Origin of the sequence: Winogradskyella sp., assembly GCF_045105575.1 — a bacterium.
Lineage (GTDB): Bacteria > Bacteroidota > Bacteroidia > Flavobacteriales > Flavobacteriaceae > Winogradskyella.
Window position 1 is genome coordinate 1 of sequence record NZ_JBGCDQ010000032.1, and the last position, 20963, is coordinate 20963.

At 35.2% G+C, this 20963-nt stretch carries 12 protein-coding genes; 11 read left to right on the forward strand and 1 reads right to left on the reverse strand.

The annotated features are described in order from the left end of the window. From AB8B52_RS08525 to AB8B52_RS08570, 10 genes are all read left to right on the forward strand, one after another. Positions 1–1462: family 65 glycosyl hydrolase domain-containing protein (locus tag AB8B52_RS08525; RefSeq protein WP_406027128.1), on the forward strand; the 1462-nt coding region annotated here is incomplete at its 5' end. A gap of 159 nt (positions 1463–1621) precedes the next feature. Then, on the forward strand, positions 1622–3571 hold the full coding sequence (locus tag AB8B52_RS08530) for a glycoside hydrolase family 13 protein (protein ID WP_406027130.1): 1950 nt from the start codon (positions 1622–1624) through the stop codon (positions 3569–3571). A gap of 55 nt (positions 3572–3626) precedes the next feature. Next, positions 3627–4640, forward strand: coding sequence for an alpha/beta hydrolase (locus AB8B52_RS08535; RefSeq protein ID WP_406027132.1), 1014 nt, complete (start codon positions 3627–3629; stop codon positions 4638–4640). A gap of 176 nt (positions 4641–4816) precedes the next feature. Beyond that, the gene (locus AB8B52_RS08540; protein ID WP_406027134.1) at positions 4817–7204 is read left to right on the forward strand and encodes a TIM-barrel domain-containing protein; all 2388 of its coding nucleotides are present in this window, start codon (positions 4817–4819) and stop codon (positions 7202–7204) included. 5 nt (positions 7205–7209) lie between these two features. Further along, positions 7210–9105: an alpha-amylase family glycosyl hydrolase gene (locus tag AB8B52_RS08545; protein WP_406027135.1), complete on the forward strand. Its 1896-nt coding sequence runs from the start codon at positions 7210–7212 to the stop codon at positions 9103–9105. A gap of 274 nt (positions 9106–9379) precedes the next feature. Next, on the forward strand, positions 9380–10795 hold the full coding sequence (locus AB8B52_RS08550) for an alpha-amylase family glycosyl hydrolase (protein ID WP_406027136.1): 1416 nt from the start codon (positions 9380–9382) through the stop codon (positions 10793–10795). A 17-nt stretch (positions 10796–10812) separates the two neighbouring features. Next, positions 10813–12495, forward strand: a complete 1683-nt coding sequence (locus tag AB8B52_RS08555; protein WP_406027137.1) for an alpha-amylase family glycosyl hydrolase — start codon at positions 10813–10815, stop codon at positions 12493–12495. A 243-nt stretch (positions 12496–12738) separates the two neighbouring features. Beyond that, the gene (locus AB8B52_RS08560) at positions 12739–14865 is read left to right on the forward strand and encodes a glycoside hydrolase family 97 protein (RefSeq protein WP_406027139.1); all 2127 of its coding nucleotides are present in this window, start codon (positions 12739–12741) and stop codon (positions 14863–14865) included. Positions 14866–14974: 109 nt separating this feature from the next. Beyond that, positions 14975–15325 carry a hypothetical protein gene (locus tag AB8B52_RS08565; RefSeq protein ID WP_406027140.1) on the forward strand — a complete coding sequence of 117 codons (351 nt, stop codon included), beginning with the start codon at positions 14975–14977 and terminating at the stop codon, positions 15323–15325. A gap of 101 nt (positions 15326–15426) precedes the next feature. Further along, positions 15427–17799, forward strand: a complete 2373-nt coding sequence (locus AB8B52_RS08570; protein WP_406027141.1) for a GAF domain-containing protein — start codon at positions 15427–15429, stop codon at positions 17797–17799. Positions 17800–17815: 16 nt separating this feature from the next. On the opposite strand, the gene AB8B52_RS08575 is transcribed toward AB8B52_RS08570, so the two are convergent. Continuing rightward, a complete protein-coding gene (locus tag AB8B52_RS08575; protein ID WP_406027142.1) occupies positions 17816–19033 on the reverse strand; it encodes a Pycsar system effector family protein in 1218 nt (405 codons plus the stop codon). A gap of 198 nt (positions 19034–19231) precedes the next feature. On the opposite strand from AB8B52_RS08575, the gene AB8B52_RS08580 reads away from it, so the two are divergent. Then, positions 19232–20794 (forward strand): protein adenylyltransferase SelO, encoded by a 1563-nt coding sequence (locus AB8B52_RS08580; protein ID WP_406027143.1) that lies wholly within the window; start codon positions 19232–19234, stop codon positions 20792–20794. The last annotated feature ends 169 nt before the right edge of the window (positions 20795–20963 follow it).

Below are 20963 nucleotides of genomic sequence, written 5' to 3' on the forward strand. Positions count from 1 at the left end.
ATTAAGCAAAGCAACAACAGCTGGTTTTTCAAAATTACTAGAAGATCAAAAACAAGCTTGGGCAACGATATGGCACATGTCTGATATTACTATTGAAGGCGATGTAAAAGCACAACAAGGTATTCGATTTAATATTTTTCATTTGAATCAAACCTATTTAGGCACAGATCCTAACTTAAATATTGGTCCAAAAGGCTTCACAGGCGAAAAATATGGAGGAAGTACGTATTGGGATACCGAGGCGTATTGTATTCCGTTTTACATGGCAACCAAAGATCAAGAAGTCGCACGAAATTTATTAACCTACCGTTATAATCATCTCGAAAAAGCCATTGAGAATGCTGAAAAGCTAGGGTTTAAAAATGGAGCTGCTTTGTATCCAATGGTCACCATGAATGGCGAAGAATGTCATAACGAATGGGAAATAACCTTTGAAGAAGTCCATAGAAACGGAGCCATTGCCTTTGCCATTTTTAATTATTACAGATATACTGGCGATTTCAGTTACATTCCAGAAATGGGATTAGAAGTCTTAATTGCTATTTCACGTTTTTGGCACCAACGCGCTAACTTTTCAACACAAAAAAATAAATATGTCATTCTCGGTGTTACAGGACCAAATGAATACGAAAATAACATAAACAACAATTGGTACACCAACTACATTGCCAAATGGTGTATCGATTATACCTTAGAAACGATTGAAAAAGTAAAAGAAGGGCATGGCGAAGATTTTGCAAGAATTAAAGGCAAAACAAAAATTTCACATGAAGAATTAGCACTTTGGAAAAAAGTATCAGATCACATGTATTTTCCATATTCCGAGGAACATCAAGTGTATTTACAACAAGATGGTTTTTTAGATAAGGAACTGATTACGGTTGAAGATTTAGATCAAACCCAACGTCCAATTAATCAAAAATGGTCTTGGGATCGCATATTACGGTCGCCATACATCAAACAAGCAGATACATTACAAGGGTTTTATTTCTTTGAGGACGATTTTACAATTGAAGAATTAGAGCGTCACTTTGAGTTTTACGAACCATTTACAGTTCACGAAAGTTCCTTGTCACCTTGCGTACACAGTATTCAAGCGGCAAAATTAGACCGCATGGATCAGGCGTATACGTTCTACTTGAGAACGTCGCGTTTAGATTTAGACGATTACAATCATGAAGTACACGAAGGTTTGCACATCACCTCAATGGCTGGGACATGGATGAGTATTGTAGAAGGTTTTGGTGGTATGCGTGTTAAAAACGACACCTTATCTTTTGAACCTAAGATTCCAAAACAATGGAAAGGCTATTCTTTTAAAGTGAATTTTAGACATCAGATTATAAAAGTAAGCGTCAACCAAAATGAAACCCATTTTGAGTTGGAAGGTGATAAGGCATTACCAATTTTGGTTAATGGTAAGGAAGTGATGATTAGCTCTGGAAATTTGGTTACGGTATAATATCCTGTGAGTTTAAATTGGTCAAAGACCTAGCAGGTTTTGCAAACCTAGCAGGTCTAAAATTTTAAAAACAACCAATTATCTTGAAATAAACCTGACTTTTATCCTGCAAGGTTTCTAAAACCTTGTAGGTATATTTTCTTAATTGAAACAAAAAGTATGAAAGCATTAAAACACATCCTAATCATCCTATTCCTTATTAATGTGTCGTCATGCAAAGAAAAAAGCACGTCAGAGAAAAACGTGATTTCCGAAACCGAAACTGTTACGGAAATTCAGAATGACATTGAACGCATAGAACCACCAAATTGGTGGGTAGATTTCAAAAATCAAAACCTTCAATTATTGGTTAAGCATCCAAATATCGGAAATGCAACACCAACAATGTCTTATGCAGGTGTCACCTTAAAAAAAGTGCATAAATCCGATAGTCCTAATTATTTATTTTTAGATTTAGACATCTCTGAATCTGCAAAAGCAGGCATATTCAATATCCGATTCAAACGTGAAGACGGTTCAGAATTAATTCAAACTTATACGTTAAAATCACGCGAAAAATCCGCAGAAGATTATGTCGGTTTCGATAGTTCGGATGCCATTTACCTCATTACACCAGACCGCTTTGCTAATGCCAATCCTAAAAATGATGAAGTAGCAGGTTTGCTTCAACAAGGTACTGACAGAACAGATGGTTATGCCAGACACGGAGGCGATTTACAAGGCATTACCAACCATTTAGATTACATTGAAGACCTTGGTTTTACAGCAATTTGGCCTTGTCCTGTTTTAATTAACGATATGCCACAAGGCTCATATCATGGTTATGCCATGACTAATTTTTACAAAGTAGATCCACGATTCGGAACCTTAGAAGACTACAGAACCTTAGCAGACGATTTAAGGTCGAGAGATATGAAACTCATCATGGATCAGGTGGCTAATCATTGTGGATTGCAACATTGGTGGATGAAAGATTTACCATTTAAAGATTGGGTGAATTATCAAGAACATTACGAGAAGAATAAGGACAATTGGGATTGGAAAACCACCAAAACATCGAGCCACAGACGTACTACAAATCAAGATCCATATGCGTCTAAAAAAGATTATTCTGAAATGGCAGACGGTTGGTTTGTAGCTACGATGCCAGATTTGAATCAGCGTAATCCCTTTATGGCAAATTATATTATTCAAAATAGCATTTGGTGGATTGAAACCTTAGGTTTGGGTGGCATTCGTCAAGACACCTATCCTTATCCAGACAAAACGTTTATGAGTCACTGGGCTGGTGCGATTATGAATGAATATCCTAATTTTACCATTGTTGGAGAAGAGTGGAGCTATAACCCATTGTTAATTGGCTATTGGCAAGAGGGCCATAACAATACAGACAAATACGATTCTAACTTAAAATCTACGATGGATTTTGCCATGCAAAAGCAAATCGTCGAAGCTTTAAATGAAGATGAATCTTGGGATAAAGGCCTCGTGAAAATTTATGAAGGCTTATCCAATGATTTTGCATACACGTCGCCAAAAGATATTATGGCATTTTTAGACAATCATGATAAAAGTCGCGTTTATACAGAATTTAAAGGCGATTTAACCAATTCCAAAATGGCTTTGAGTTATTTATTGGTGTTGCCGAGAATTCCACAGATTTATTATGGTACCGAAATTTTAATGGAGGATTTTGATAATCCAGGTGACCATGGACTTATCCGAACAGATTTTCCAGGCGGTTGGCAAGGTGATACGGTAAATGCATTTTCGGGTGAAGGTTTAACAGCAGATCAAAAAGAAATGCAATCGTATCTCAAAACCATCTTGAATTACAGAAAAACAAGCGAAGCCATTCACGACGGAAAAACCATGCATTTTGCACCACAAGATGGTGTTTATGTTTTAGCACGAATGTCAGAAAACGAAACCATTGTTCATATTATCAATAAAAACGAGAATCCAATTGAATTAGAGGTATCTCGATTTGAAGAATTAGGATTAAAAGGAAAATTATTGAAAAATATCGTTTCTGAAGCACAACTAAAATGGGATACGACTTTAATGTTAAACGAAAAAGGGAGTCTGATTTTAACGACTAAATTTTAAAAGTTACAGAGACCTAGCAGGTTTTTCAAACCTAGCAGGTCTAAAAGCAACATCTATGAAACACCTTATTTACATATGCACCTTTCTGGTTTTGTTATCATGTAAAAATGAAACACAACCAATACAAGAAAATATTAAAGTTGAAACCAATCAACCTGAGGTTAAGTTTCAAGCTTTAAAAACGGCTCAATTGTATAAGGGTGAAATTCATCGTACAGACAGCTTTCCGTCAAAATATATTCAAGCAAGACCAGTAGACATCTGGTTACCTCAGGACTATTCAAAAGATAAAAAATACGCAGTGTTATATATGCACGACGGTCAAAATTTATTTGATTCTACCACCACATGGAACAAACAAGAATGGAAAGTAGATGAATGGGCATCAAAATTAGTAGATGAAGAAAAAGTAAAAGATTTTATTGTAGTCGGAATTCACAATATTCCAGAAATCCGTTGGCAAGATTTATTTCCGCAAAAAGCAATGGATTTTATGAATATTAAGGTTAAAGATTCTTTAATGGCATTAGCTAAAAAGAACAATTTTAATAGTGATTTTAAAGGAGATAACTATTTAAAATTTGTAGTTGAAGAATTAAAACCTAGTATTGATAAAAATTATTCGGTCGAAACAAATCGCGAACACACATTTATAATGGGTTCAAGCATGGGAGGTTTAATGTCTATGTATGCGATTTCAGAATATCCAGAAGTTTTTGGTGGCGCAGCAGGTTTATCAACACATTGGGTTGGTGCAATGCCAATGCCAAATAACCCATATCCAGAAGCCATTTTTAAGTATATGGAAGCCAATTTACCAACAGCAGGAGACCATAAATTGTATTTTGATTATGGTAATAAAACTCTAGACGAGCATTATCCGCAATACGCAACAAGAGTCGATGATATCCTAAAATCAAAAGGATATTCTGATACCGACTTTAAGAATCTATATTTTGAAGGTACAGACCATTCAGAAAGTTCATGGAACAAACGATTAAATGTACCTTTAGAATTTTTATTAAAAGTAAAAAATGATAAAAAAAACAGACCTGATGTTGGCTTTTAATAGACCTAGCAGGTTTTTAAAACCTTGCAGGTGGTATTTTTAATTTAAGGTTGCTAGCTGATTGTAAGTCACTTGGCGAAGGCGAAGTGAGTCGAAGTCAAAACCTTGTTGGTATTGAATTAAATATTTCTAGACCTCACAGGTTTTAAAAACGGTGAGGTCTCAATAAACAAAATATGAAAAACATAATTTTATTTATCGTTACCCTCTTTTCATCCGGTTTTACGCATGCTCAAAATTCAACTCGAGTTTTTCAAAGTGCTGTAAAACAAGGCTTAGATTTAAAAATTGAAGTCAATGATGGTTACTATATTTTTAAACCATTTTCTGCAAATATTATTGAAACTACGTTTGTTCCAAAAGGTGAGTATCTAAAAGCAACTTCTCATGCTGTAGTCGCAAAACCCTACAACTCGTATTTTGAAATGACTGATAATGGTAACGAGGTCGTGTTAAAAACCAAAGGACTTTACGTTACCATTACTAAAAAGCCATTTAAAATTTCGTACCATTATAAAGATAAATTTATCATTTCAGAAAAAGAAGGCTATGTTAAAAATGACAGTCTCGAAACCATACAGTTCCATTTAGAAAAAGATGAAATTTTATATGGAGGAGGCGCAAGAGCTTTAGGAATGAACCGTCGTGGCAATCGATTAGAATTGTACAACAAAGCACATTATGGTTACGAAACCCGAAGCGAACTAATGAACTATACTATGCCAATCGTAGTATCGTCAAAACAATATCTCGTACATTTTGATAATGCACCAATTGGCTTCCTAGATTTAGATAGTAAAGGCGATAATACCTTAACCTATGAAACCATTTCGGGTAGAAAAACCTATCAAGTTATTGTAGGCGATTCTTGGTTAGATATGATTGATAATTATACCGATTTAACAGGGAAACAACCACTATTGCCGCGTTGGGCTTTGGGTAACTTTTCAAGCCGATTTGGCTACCATTCACAGCGAGAGGTAGAAATGACGATTAAAAAATTTAAAGACGAAAAAATCCCAGTCGATGCCATTATTTTAGATTTGTATTGGTTTGGAAAAGAACTTAAAGGCACCATGGGAAATTTGGAAGTGTTCCGAGAAGCATTTCCCGATTTTGAAGGCATGGTAAAACGTCTCAAAGATAAAGGTGTCAAAACCATAACGATTACAGAACCGTTTATTTTAACCACATCTAAAAAGTGGAATGAAGCGGTTGAGAAAAGAATTTTGGCAAAGGATTCTGTCGGAAAACCAGCAACCTACGATTTCTATTTTGGTAACACAGGCCTCATCGATATCTACAATCCTGATGGCGAAAAATGGTTTTGGAACATTTATAAAGGATTAGCCAATAAAGGAGTCGCAGGAGTTTGGGGAGATTTAGGCGAACCAGAAGTGCATCCAGAATGGGTGGAGCACAAAGCTGGAAGCGCAAACGAAGTGCATAATATTTATGGTCACGATTGGGCAAGATTGGTTTTTGAAGGTTATGAGCGTGATTTCCCAAACACAAGGCCATTCATTTTAATGCGAGCAGGCTACTCTGGCTCGCAACGTTACGGAATGATTCCTTGGTCTGGCGACGTTAATAGAACTTGGGGAGGCTTACAAAGTCAGCCCGAAATTGCACTACAAATGGGTATGCAAGGTTTAGCTTATATGCATAGTGATTTAGGTGGTTTTGCAGGTGCCAATTTAGATGACGAATTGTATGCGCGTTGGTTACAATACGGAGTATTTAACCCAATTTACAGACCACACGCACAAGAAGATGTGCCGAGTGAACCTGTTTTTAGAAGCGAAAAAGCGAAAGCACTTGCCAAAGAAGCCATAGAATTACGCTACAAATTATTACCATACAATTACAATTTAGTTTACGAGAATAACCAATTCGGTAAACCTTTAATGCGACCTTTATTTTTTGAAGAACCCAATAATTCAGACTTGTTCGATTATTCAAAAACCTATTTATGGGGAAATGATTTTTTAGTGTCGCCAGTTTTGGAAGCAGGTAAAAAAGAACAAGACGTGTACTTTCCAAAAGATAATGTTTGGTTCAATTATTACACAGATGAAAAAGTAACAGGTGGACAAACAAAAACCGTAACTTTAAAAGAAAACGCCATACCAACCTATGTGAGAGCAGGTGCTTTTATTCCAAATACCAATAGCATCCAAACTACAGAAATCTATGATGACAGGGTTTATAAAATTGATTATTATCACGATGCTTCCGTTTTAAGCAGTAGCAGATCAGTTTACACGGACGACGGTAAATCTGCAAATGCTATTGCCGATAAAAACTATGAAATCCTAAATTTTGAAATGGAAACAAAAGGCTCTGTTTTAGAGTTTCAAATTTCTGATGACATAGGAAAAAATTACAGTTCAAAATCACGGATATTTTATTTAACTATTCATGGCTTAGAAAAAAAACCAAAGCGTATTATGGTGGGTCGTAATTCTGATTTTGATTGGTCCGAAACTACAAAAACAGCCAGAATTCCTGTAGAACGAAACTCAGAAGAAACTTCAATTATTACGGTTAAACTTAAAAAATAATCCAAATGAAAACCATTAAAAAGATAACAGCACTATTAATCGTATTAGGTGTTTTTGGATGTAAAAACGAACCTAAAGAAACAGTCACTGAGCGCAGTGGAAGTGAAGAAATAAAAAAAGAAATGAAGAAAAAAGAAGTCGTTTACCAAGTATTTACACGTTTATTCGGAAATACCAATACCACAAATAAACCTTGGGGAACTTTAGAAGAAAATGGAGTAGGAAAATTTAATGACTTCACAGCTCAAGCCTTAAATGAAATCAAAAATTTAGGAGTCACACATATTTGGTACACAGGTGTGCCGCATCACGATGTGATTACAGATTACACAAAATATGGCATTTCTAACGACGATCCAGATATTGTAAAAGGTCGTGCAGGTTCACCCTATGCGGTTAAAGATTATTATAATGTGAATCCGGATTTAGCCGTAAATGTGGAAAACCGATTAGAAGAATTTGAAGCTTTAATAGAACGGTCTCACAAAGCAGGTTTAAAAGTGATCATTGATATTGTACCAAATCACGTGGCACGAAATTATCAAAGTTTAACCAATCCTGAAGGCACAACAGATTTTGGAGCAGAAGATGATAAGACCAAAACTTATGACGTTAATAATAACTTTTATTACAATCCAAATGAAGCGTTTAGAGTACCAGAATGGAAAAACGGTTACCAGCCTTTAGGTGGCGAAAAGCATCCACTTGCAGATAGTAAGTTTGAAGAAATTCCCGCAAAATGGACAGGAAACGGGTCAAGAGCATCACAACCAGATGTTAACGATTGGTACGAAACGGTAAAAGTGAATTACGGAGTAAGTCCTGATGGTAAAAAAGATTTTAACGATTTGCCAGCAGGTTTTGAGAACGAAGATTATAAAAAACACTTCGACTTCTGGAAAGATAAAACCGTACCAAGTTCATGGGTAAAATTTAAAGACATTGCCTTGTATTGGACGGCAAAAGGAGTCGACGGTTTCCGTTACGATATGGCTGAGATGGTACCTGTAGAATTTTGGAGTTATATGAATTCGCACGTAAAAATGAAAAATCCCAATGCCTTCTTATTGGCTGAGGTGTACAATCCGAGTTTGTACAGAGACTACATCAAAAGAGGGAAAATGGATTATCTGTACGACAAAGTTCAGTTGTATGATACGTTGAAACACGTGATGCAAGGTCACGGAAAAACAGACCATATTCCACTAATTTTAGATGATTTAAGAGATATTGAACATCACATGCTTCACTTCCTAGAAAACCACGATGAGCAACGTATTGCTAGTCCTGATTTTGCTGGTAGTGCAGAAAAGGGAAAACCAGCGATGGTAATTTCTGCAACATCATCAACGGCACCAACGATGGTTTATTTCGGACAAGAATTTGGAGAATCTGGTGCCGAAGACTTAGGTTTCGGTGATCCAACAAGAACGTCTATTTTCGATTATGGTTCAGTACCAAGTTATGTGCGTTGGGTAAACGATAAAAAGTTTGATGGAGGGCAATCCACAGAAGAAGAAAAAAACCTTCGTGATTTTTACAAACGCTTACTAAATTTCACCATTAACAGTTCGGCTTTGATGGGAGACTATCAAGATATTCAGATTTACAACCATCAAAATACAGAATGGTATAATGATAAAGTCTTGTCTTTTGTGCGTTGGAGCGATGATGAAAAATTAATTATCATTTCAAATTTTAATGCAGAAAACACCTATGGCTTTGAATTACAATTACCTGAAGATTTAGTTCAAAAATTAAAACTTCAAGATGGAGAGTACGACGTAAAAGACCAATTGTATACGACTTATACGTCAACTTTAAAAGTAGAAAATGGTAAAGCACAAGTGAGAATTGACATAAAACCCTTAGAATCCTTTATTTTAAAAATTGAAAAATAATGGATTGTTTTCCTGCAAGGTTTCACTTTGTAGGTATAAAATGATTAATTAGATAAAAGTTAGTCTATCCTGCAAGGTTTCAAAAACCTTGTAGGTATAAATAAGAACATCATAAACTAAGACCTACGAGGTTTTCAAAACCTAGTAGGTCTCAACAAACCAAACCTCAAAAATGGGTCGCTGAGCGAAGTCGAAGCGAGTCGATTTACAAAAAGATAGCTCAAACCTCAAAGGTTTTTGAAACCTTTGAGGTTTATAAAACAGAACGTAACTCATGAAAACAAAACGTCTCTTCATTCTAATTTCAGTTATATGCGCTTTTTCAGCATGCAAAAACAATTCAAACCCATCAAAAGAGACAATTGAAAATTCAGAACTTTCAACTTCAAACCCACACCAACCTCAATCTTACGTAAAACTAACACATCCAGAATGGAGTAAAAATGCTTCAATCTACCAATTAAACACTAGACAATTCAGCGAAGAAGCCACCTTTAAATCAGCTCAAAAACAATTGCCAAGACTTAAAGATTTAGGAGTCGATATTATTTGGTTGATGCCAATTCACACGATTGGAGAAAAAAACCGAAAAGGCAGCTTAGGAAGTCCATATTCGGTAAAAGATTATTACAGTGTCAATCCTGAATTCGGATCACTTCAAGATTTAAAAGATTTTGTAGCTGCAGCGCACGAGCAAGACATGTATGTGATTTTAGATTGGGTAGCGAATCATACGGCTTGGGACAATGAATTAGTAACGAAACATCTAGATTTGTACGATAAAGATTACAAAGGCGATTTTCGTCCAACACCTTGGTGGGATTGGAGCGATATTATCGACTTAAATTTCAACCAACCTGAAGTTAGAAAATACATGACCAAAGCTTTAAAATTTTGGGTAAAGGAAGCCAATATCGATGGTTACAGATGCGATGTCGCAGGAATGGTGCCATTAGAATTTTGGAATAACGTCAGAAAAGAATTAGACGACATCAAACCCGTTTTTATGTTGGCCGAATGGGAATCTAGAGATTTACACGCAGAAGCTTTTGATATGACCTATGCTTGGAGCTGGAATGAAGCCGTCCATAATATTTGTATGGGAAAGGCAGATGTAAATAAACTTTATATCTACTATTCATGGAACGAAAGCGCATTTCCAGAGAATAGTATGCGCATGACCTTTGTAAGCAATCACGATAAAAATGCTTGGGAAGGCACGATGTACGAACAATTTGGAGATGGTTTGGAAGCTGCCATCGCTTTGTCTGTTATTGGAGAAGGCATGCCCTTAATCTACAACGGACAAGAAGCAGGTAACGCAAAACGATTAGAGTTTTTTGAAAAAGATGCCATTAAATGGCAACAACATCCTATTGGTGATTTGTACAAAAAGCTCTTCACATTAATGAAAAAAAATACCGCATTATGGCATGCCAAATGGGGAAGTCACATGATTAAAGTGCCAAATAATTATGAAAGTGAGGTGTTCAGTTTTGTGCGTCAGAATGAAAATGATAAGGTATTTGCTGTTTTTAATTTTTCAGATAAAAGTAAGTCTGTCACTTTTAAAGAAGCACTTAATCAAGGAGTTTACAAAGACTTTAGCACAGATGAAACAATCACATTACACAATGCGACGCTTCTAAATTTAGAACCATGGAGCTATAAAATATATATTCAACCATAAAAGAATACACAATTAAGATGAAAAAAATAATCCCATTAATTTGCCTAAGTTTTATGATTTTAAGTTGTAAAAATCAATCCAAGTCAGAAAATAGTAATGCCACTGCAATTGAACCTTCTATGACGGAGGCACCTTTCGTTTGGGAAGCTGCCAACATCTATTTTTTATTAACCGACCGTTTCAATAATGGAGACCCTTCTAACGATATTAATTTTGATAGAACCAAAACAACCGCAAAATTAAGAGGATTTGAAGGTGGCGATATTAAAGGCATCACCCAAAAAGTAAAAGAAGGTTATTTTACAGATTTAGGCATCAATGCCATTTGGATGACACCAATTGTAGAGCAAATTCATGGAGGTACAGATGAAGGTACTGGTGTAACCTATGGTTTTCATGGCTATTGGACGAAGGATTGGACAAAAATTGACCCAAACTTCGGAACAACAGAAGACTTACAAGAGTTGGTAAAAGAAGCGCATGCTAAAGGTATCAGAATAGTGCTCGATGCAGTAATCAATCATACAGGTCCAGTAACTGAAAAAGACCCAGTTTGGCCAGACAGTTGGGTGCGCACAGGACCACAATGTACCTATGATAATTACGAAAACACTGTGACCTGTACTTTAGTGGCCAATCTTCCAGATATTAGAACAGAAAGCAATGAGAATGTCGAATTACCACCTCAATTAGTCGAAAAATGGAAAGCAGAAGGCCGATACGAGCAAGAAATAAAAGAACTCGACGCCTTTTTTGAGCGCACAGGTCATCCAAGAGCACCACGTTTTTATATTATAAAATGGTTAACAGATTACATTACTGAGTTTGGGGTAGATGGTTACAGAGCAGATACGGTAAAACATACCGAAGCCTATGTTTGGGAAGAATTTAAAGCCGAATGTGATTATGCATTTGCACAATACAAAAAGAATAATTCGGAGAAAGTTTTAGACGATAATGATTTCTATTTAGTTGGAGAAGTCTATAATTACGGAGTAAGCTCAGGACAAGCGTTCGATTTTGGAGATAAAAAAGTCAATTATTTTGATCCACCAAGTTTTCAAAGTCTCATTAATTTTGAATTTAAATGGAACTCTAAAGAAATGGGTTATGAGGATTTATTTAAGCACTACGATAAAATATTAACAGGTGATTTAGAAGATTTTGGAACTCTAAATTATTTAAGTTCTCACGACGATGGAAGCCCTTTTGATGCTTTAAGAAAAAAGCCTTTTGAAACGGCTAACAAACTACTATTATCACCAGGAACTTCCCAAGTGTATTATGGAGATGAATCTGCAAGAACACTTGCTGTACCTGGTACAGAGGGTGATGCAAAATTACGCTCGGTGATGAACTGGGATTCTATAGCAAAACGACCAAGAACAAAAGAAGTATTAAGTCATTGGCAGAAATTAGGTCAATTTAGAGCGAATCATCCTGCGGTTGGAGCAGGCATGCATCAAATAATTACGGAATCCCCTTATTACTTCTACCGAAGTTATCAAAAAGGAGATTATAAAGATTTAGTGGTGGTTGGATTAGACCTTGAAAAAGGCGATAAGATTGTGGATGTCTCTAAGATTTTTAAAGATGGTGACACATTATATGATGCTTATTCTAATCAAACAGCAGAAGTTAAAAACGGAACAGTAACTATTAAATCACAGTTTGACGTGGTTTTGTTGGAAAAGAAGTAACGATCTAAAGACCTCAAAGGTCTTGTGCCGAGCTCGTTTCGGTATCTACCTTTGAGGTCTAGATTCAAATATCCTGCAAGGCATGTACTGAACTTGATTCAGTATCTAACCTCATAGGTGTAAAATGAAAATTAGAAACAGTTAAATTGTAAATCGCTTTTGAGGTTTCAAAAATTGAGTAGGTGTGTGTTATTTAATATCCTGTAAGGTTTTGCAAACCTGACAGGTATGAAAAGTCAAATTATGAAAACAAAATTAGTAATCATAGCAATCGCACTAACACTATTTACGTGTAAGTCATCAGAATTGAGCGTTACAGAAATTATAACGTCACCAAACGAAAAGATTGAAGTTAATTTTAGTCTCGACACTGAAGGTCGTCCATATTATTCGGTTAAATTCAACAATAAAACGATTGTTGATACCTCTTATTTAGGTTTCGAATTTAAGGATATTCCTGAATTCAATAAAAACTTTAGCGTCAAGACTACAAACGTTTCAGACTTTAACGACACATGGCAAATGCCTTGGGGAGAACAATTAGATGTAATCAATCATTACAACGAATTAAAAATTGAACTCGAAGAAACAACGGATGAAGCACGCTTATTAAACATCATTTTCAAAGTTTACAATGATGGCATTGGATTCCGATATGAATTTCCAGAACAAACGAACTTAAAAGGAGAGGTTTTTATAACCGAAGAACATACTGAATTCAACCTCACAGAAGATTACAAAACCTTTTGGATTCCTGGAGATTGGGATATCTATGAACATTTGTATAGCACTACAAAACTTTCAGAAGTTGACGCTTTAACATATGCGAATCATACCAATTTAGCACAAACCTATATTCCGGAAAATGCCGTAAATACACCAGTCACTATGGTTGGTAAAGATGGTATCCATTTAAGTTTTCATGAGGCAGCATTAGTCGATTATTCTGGAATGACCTTAAAAGTGGATACTGAAAATCTCAATCTAAAAAGTAATCTCGTTGGTTCTAAAAACACCGATTATAAAGTAAAACGTACCATGCCTTTCAACACACCTTGGCGAACGATTCAAATTACGGATAATGCACCAGATTTAATTACATCGAATCTGATAGTGAATTTGAACGAACCCAATAAACTAGGAGACGTCTCATGGTTCAAACCCATGAAATATACAGGTGTTTGGTGGGAAATGCATTTAGGAAAATCCTCTTGGGATTATGGAATGACTCAAGATATGAATACGTGGACAGATCATGGAAAATCTAATGGAACACACGGTGCAACCACTGAAAATGTAAAACGTTTTATAGATTTTTCAGCTAAGAATAATATTGGAGGCGTTTTAGTAGAAGGTTGGAATACAGGTTGGGAACATTGGATTGGTTTTGAAGACCGAGAAGGCGTTTTCGATTTTGTAACCCCTTATCCAGATTACGATATAGACGAAGTGGTACGTTATGGCAAAGAAAAAGGTGTTACTATTATTATGCATCATGAAACCTCTGCGGCAACTGAAACCTACACTAAACAACAAGACACGGCTTTTGCTTTAATGCAGAAACATGGTATGCATGCCGTTAAAACAGGTTATGTTGGTAAAATTCTACCAAAGGGCGAATACCATCATGGGCAATACATGGTCAATCATTATAATAATACGGTGATTAAAGCGGCAAAATACCAAGTTGCTATTAACGCACATGAACCTATAAAAGCTACAGGTTTAAGACGTACCTATCCTAACACCATTTCGCGAGAAGGTTTGCGTGGACAAGAATTTAATGCTTGGGCAAGCGATGGTGGCAATCCGCCAGAGCATTTACCTATCGTAGCTTTTACAAGAATGCTTGCTGGGCCAATAGATTTTACACCAGGTATTTTCAATATTAAATTCGATGCATACAAAAAAGACAATCAGGTCAATACAACGCTTGCACAGCAATTAGCATTGTATGTGGTGATTTATAGTCCTGTGCAAATGGCAGCCGATTTGGTAGAACATTATGAAGCTAACCCGAAACCTTTGCAGTTTATCAGAGATGTTGGTGTAGATTGGGAAAAAACTTTAGTTTTAAACGGTGAAGTAGGTGATTATGTGACCATTGCCAGAAAAGAGCGTCTTACTGAAGATTGGTTTGTGGGTGGCATAACTGATGAAAATTCGTTATCTTTAGATTTAGATTTTAGCTTTTTAGATGAGAATCACATCTATGAAGCCATAATTTATAAAGATGGTGACAACGCACATTGGAATGATAATCCTTTGGATTTAATCATAGAAAAAATAGACATAAATAATAAAACTAAACTAACTATAAAATTAGCTGAAGGTGGAGGTTTTGCCATCAGTTTAAAAAAGAAACAATAATTTAATTTTACTCGTTATGAAAAATTTAATTTTAATAATAGTATTAGCATTTTGTTTTAATTCTACTTATGCTCAAGTAGGAATAGGTACAAATAACCCTCAAAGTACTTTGGATATCAATGGAAACCTTTCTGTAAAACATTTAAGTATAACGGGTTCAGCAACACCAACCTTAATAGAGGATGGTGTTTATATATCAATTACTACGACTGGTGCAGGTCAAGTATTTCGCTTGCCGGATGCCTCATTATTCCCGGGTAGAATCTATATATTAAGGAATGTAAGTAACGTAGATGATGCTATAATAAGTAGTATAGGAGCAGGTATTGAGTTTTTTGCAGGAAACAACAGTACAGCAGGCACAACTACAGTTGATCTCGCAGGTGCTAACATTACTACCAAAACATTAATTTTTATTAGTGATGGTTCTAACTGGACTTATGGTCATTTAGGGTTTTAGATTTTTTTAGGGACTTAAATGACGTTGAATCACGTAAGCTATGCTAAAATAAAACGACTATCTATATTATTCGTAACTTGCTTTAATCAAATTAGATAATTTTGGATATTAACGATAACATAGAATCCCCTTTTACATTAAAAGTCAGTTTCAATAAACTTTTAAGTCAGTACGAAAATTTAATTCAAGCTGATAACGATTTTATTGCCTCTAATGCAAGACGTGTACTTAAAATTGTAGAAGAGCATCCTGTTTTAAGAGACGGTTTCAGTGATACTAAATTATTTAAAACGTATGAAAAGGAAATAGAAGGCATTCTTCAAGATGCGTTTAGTCCTATTCTAACCAAGAACGAGATTAAAACAGCATCGATACCATTTCATAATTTTATCTTCAATTCCTCAGAACGATTTAAGTCTATTATTGAAATCGCTGGTAAAGATTTTGAATTACAGATTAAAAACATGCCAGAGGATCAGACGTATATCATCGCATGTACCATAATTCTTAATTTTTGCTACGGCTATGATTTAAATTTTAAGCGTCCATTTCTTTACGAAATTCCAGATGCCAATGGAATTATGCATTATTATAAGATTCTATATAATGCAGATTTTACTGAGATCATCCCAAGTGCAGATGCTCCAAAAATAACAAGAGAAGATTATGATGAACTACTAGATAACTTTGAAAATATTGAACTTTGGAAAGCGAAGTTTCCACCTAACAGCTATACGTTTAAAGGCTTTGTAATTTCTAATATTTTTGATGTTACAGACGATCAGTCTATTTCAAATATTAAATCGTCATTAATAGGCGAAGACAAGCGGAAAAATGAAAGTTTTATGGAAGATTTTCATAAAATTTTCCGTTCACTTTTAGGATTAAACGACGTTAAAGTTGGCTTTTCAATTTATAACGAAGAAGAAGATACCTTTGAGCATGTCTACGGTGTAGGTATGGATAGTTATTTATTAAATAAACAGAAGACTTTGAAGTGTTCTGAAGCCATGTGCAGTTGGTCTTATCAAACATTATTGAAAGAAAAGAAGTTCTACGCGGTGTCTGACGTCGATAAATTTTTTAAGCTATCAGAAGGTAAAGCACCTCAGTATAAAACCTTAAAAGATCAAGGTGTTAAAAGTGCTATTTTGGCACCTATTGCCAATGAAGATGGATTAATGGGGATTTTAGAAATTGTTTCAGAAAAACCTTTTGTCCTTAATAGTATTAATGCGAATAAGTTAGTAGATGTGATGCCTTTTATTGTATCTGCAGTAGAACGTTCTAAAAGTGAAGAAGTCAATTTAATTGAAGCCATTATTCAAAAAGAATGTACCTCTATCCATCCAAGTGTGCATTGGCGATTCGAAAAAGAGGCCAAAAATTTTATTAAAGATCAAATGAGTGGCAATGAGCCGAGCTTTAATAAAATTGCATTCGAGAATATTTATCCACTTTACGGACAAATAGATATTAAAGGCTCTTCCGAAGCTCGAAATACAGCAACGCAACAAGATTTGACTTTACAACTCAAAACGGTTCAGGGCATTTTAAAAGAAGCGTCAGAATTAGAGCAGTTACCAATTTATGAGCAATATATATATCAAATCACTGATTTTTTAGAAGGTTTAGATTCAAATTTTCAAGTCGATAGTGAACAACAAATAGCAAGTTTTATTAAAGATGACATAGAGCCTGTTTTAAAACATTTGTACACTACAGACGAATTGAAAGCAGGAATTGATCATTATTTTAATCAAATTGATGCTGTTGTAGATGTCTTATACCATCATAGAAAACATTATGATGACACCATTGCTTTAATTAATAAAGAAATGGCTGCGCTGTTAGACCAGAAACAAGTAGAAGCGCAATTGATGTATCCACATTATTTTGAACGTTTTAAAACAGATGGTGTTGAGCACAACATGTATATAGGCGAATCTATTACTAAAGAAGATAGTTTTAATCCTATTTACCTTTATAATTTAAGATTATGGCAGTTGCAAGTCATGGTAGAAATGGAAAACGCGTATTATCAAATGCAGTCAGATTTTCCAGTGGCTTTGGATGTCGCTTCCATGATATTAGTATTTAACCAACCATTGTCCATTAGTTTTAGAATGGATGAAAAGCAATTTGATGTCGATGGCACTTACAATGCGCGTTACGAGATAGTAAAAAAACGCGTAGATAAAGCCTTCATTAAAGGTACAACAGAACGCGTAACACAAAAAGGTAAAATCAGTATTGTGTATTCACAAAAAGAAGACGAACGAGAGTATTTAAGATACGTTAAGTTTTTACAATCTAAACGCTATTTAGATGATGATGTAGAAATCGTTGAGCTTCAAGATCTTCAAGCTGTTACTGGCTTAAAAGCTATCAGAGTGAGTGTGCTCTATCATAAAGATAAAGATGATAAGGCGTTTTATACTTATGATGATTTAATGAAAGAAATCAAGGCGTAAAATTGATGTTTTGCCTTTATAACATCGCTGTAGTCGCTATTTCTGAACCAGAAAACTGAAATGCAATGGCAAAAGCAATAACACTTACAATAATACCAACGGCAAATACAGTATACGTGAGCCTGAGTAAATTGTACTTTCTATTTAAGACAAGCCCTAAAAAATATAAATCTTTAGTAAGTGAACTATAGAGGTAATCTTTGTCTTGCATCATTTCTTTCATAGCCCATTCAAATTCATCAAGTTTCATTTTATGGAAATTTCCAAAGAATAAAAGATTCACTTTTTTGTTAGAGACATCTTCCTTCGTGAATTTACCACCAGTTACATTTGGTCTTGTCGCTAGTACTGATAAGATGATTGAAACTACCGTAGATAAGGCAAATATAGCTGTTGGCCATATTAAATAACCATTAGATGGATTATCGAGTTTAGAAACTAAATTAGATAAAACCAAAGAGATAATAATGGCATTTACAGATAATAGAATATTGGCTTTAGTATCCGCTATATCACTTAAAGTAATATGATTACGAAGTGCCACTCTAAACATGGTTTCAATACCACGATCTGGTAAGTCTAATTTGTCTTTTTTAAATTTTAATTCTGCTTTTTTCTGTTTTAGCTTTTCTGTGTTTTCTTTAATCTTGTTCTGGTTTTGTAAAAGATTCGCTAAATTTTTTCCTTTACGACTTTCCCATTTTTTTGTAGCAAGATCTGTATTAAAAGAATGGTTAGTTAAAAAAATAATATTCTCTTGTATCCAATCTGTTTTCGATATGGTCTTGCCTATGGTTAATTCCCATTCTTTCCGCAATAAGCTGGCGTAATCTTCATAATTTTTGCTAGATAAATGGGCACAATCGGCATCTTTTATATAACCTTCAATCTTAGTTGTAGGTTTATAATTCATTTGCGTTGCCATTATGAGTTTAGAAACCCCTTTTATAGTATCTTCTGAAACATTTTGCGCTGTTAAGAACTTGGAAGCAATTTTTACACTTTCTTTTTCATGACCTTCAATTGTTTTTGTAAATCCCGTGTCATGAAACCATGCAGCAATTAAAAGGTGTTGTTTTTCCGTATCACTTAAAGAGCTTTCTTCTGTAAGTTCTTTTATCTTGCCAACCACACGTTGCGTATGTGCAAGGTTATGATAAACGAAAGTTGCATCTAAATTATCATTCAAATATGATATAACGTACTTCTCTGCTTCAATTATTATATTCTCCATATACTAAAATGTGAGCCTAATTTAAGAATTATTTATAACCTTTTCAATTACTAAAGTAGTAACTTAGCTAAAGTTGATTGTCTTTGCAATGTAATCAAAACTATAACGACGATTGTTTAGACGAAATTCATATCGAATAATTACCAAGAGCACGTATTAATAAACGTTCTATTTACCCAAAACAGAAAGCAGCCTTCAATGCAATTAAAAATAAGCAACACCTTTAATACCGAATTACCATCAGATACTCATACTGAAAACTCAAGACGCCAAGTTTTTGAAGCCACACATTCGTATGTAACTCCAAAAGTGCCTTCCAATCCAAAATTAATTCATGCTTCTGCAGCAATGTTAGAAGCTATTGGGTTGAATGAAAAAGACAGCCATTCAAAAGCATTTTTAGACATCTTTTCGGGTTCAAAAATTTATCCTAAAACAAAACCGTATGCCATGGCTTATGCAGGCCATCAGTTTGGCAATTGGGCTGGTCAACTAGGCGATGGTAGAGCTATTAACTTGTTTGAAGTGGAGCACAATAAAAAACGTTGGGCCATACAACTCAAAGGATCTGGAGCCACTCCATATTCTAGACAAGGCGATGGATTTGCAGTGTTACGATCTTCCATTCGTGAATATTTATGCAGCGAAGCCATGTTTCATTTGGGAGTGCCTACCACAAGAGCGTTGAGTTTAATGTTGTCTGGTGATGATGTGTTGCGAGATATGCTCTATGATGGTAATGCCGATTATGAAAAAGGAGCTATTGTGAGCAGATTAGCTCCAACATTTATTCGTTTTGGTAATTTTGAATTGTTCGCAGCCAGAAACGACACAAAAAATTTAAAAAAGCTTACTGACTATACCATCAAGCATTTTTATCCTGAACTCGGGAAACCTTCAAAAGAAACTTACATCAAGTTTTTTGCAGCCGTTGCTAACCGAACACTAGACATGATTATCCATTGGCAACGTGTCGGTTTTGTGCATGGCGTTATGAATACAGATAATATGTCTATCCTCGGATTAACTATTGATTATGGACCTTATGGCTGGTTAGAAGATTTCGATTTTGGATGGACACCAAACACAACTGATAAACAAAATAAGCGCTACCGTTTTGGCAATCAACCCAACATCGGACTATGGAATTTACTACAACTCGCCAATGCTTTATATACTTTAGTTGATGAAGCCGAACCGTTTGAAACTGTTTTGAACCAGTATCAAACTGATTTTGAAACGAAGTCTTTACAGATGATGCGTTCTAAATTAGGACTGCAAATTGAAGCTGCAAGTGATGCCAAATTAATGTCAGATTTACAAGACTGTTTAACACGACACGAAACTGATATGACCATGTTTTTCAGACTATTGTCAAATTATAAAAAAGGGTTTCCTGAAGCGGGATTAGAACACGTCCATAAAGCCATTTACAAACCAGAACAGCAAAAATATGAAATTAAAGCGCAATGGAAAGTTTGGTTTAAAATTTACGACCAACGACTAGAAAAGGAATTGCTATCAGATGCTGACCGCAAAGATAAAATGAATAAAGTCAACCCAAAATACGTGTTAAGAAATTACATGGCACAATTGGCAATTGACGATGCAGACAAAGGCGATTACAAATTAATAGATGAACTATTTGAACTATTAAAACAACCTTACCAAGAACAACCAGAAAACGGAAAATGGTTTACCAAACGACCAGAATGGGCACGACATAAAGTAGGTTGTTCAATGTTAAGTTGTAGTTCTTAAATTCAGACCTCAATCAGACCTAGCAGGTTTTTAAAACCTAGCAGGTCTTTAAACGAAATAATAAAATATAAATCGGACGAAAAACACTCCTAAAGTCCTCTCAAGTGGACAGTCCGCTGAGATGAATTGGACTATTGTCCCCTTGAGGGGACTTTAGGGTTGTAAAGCT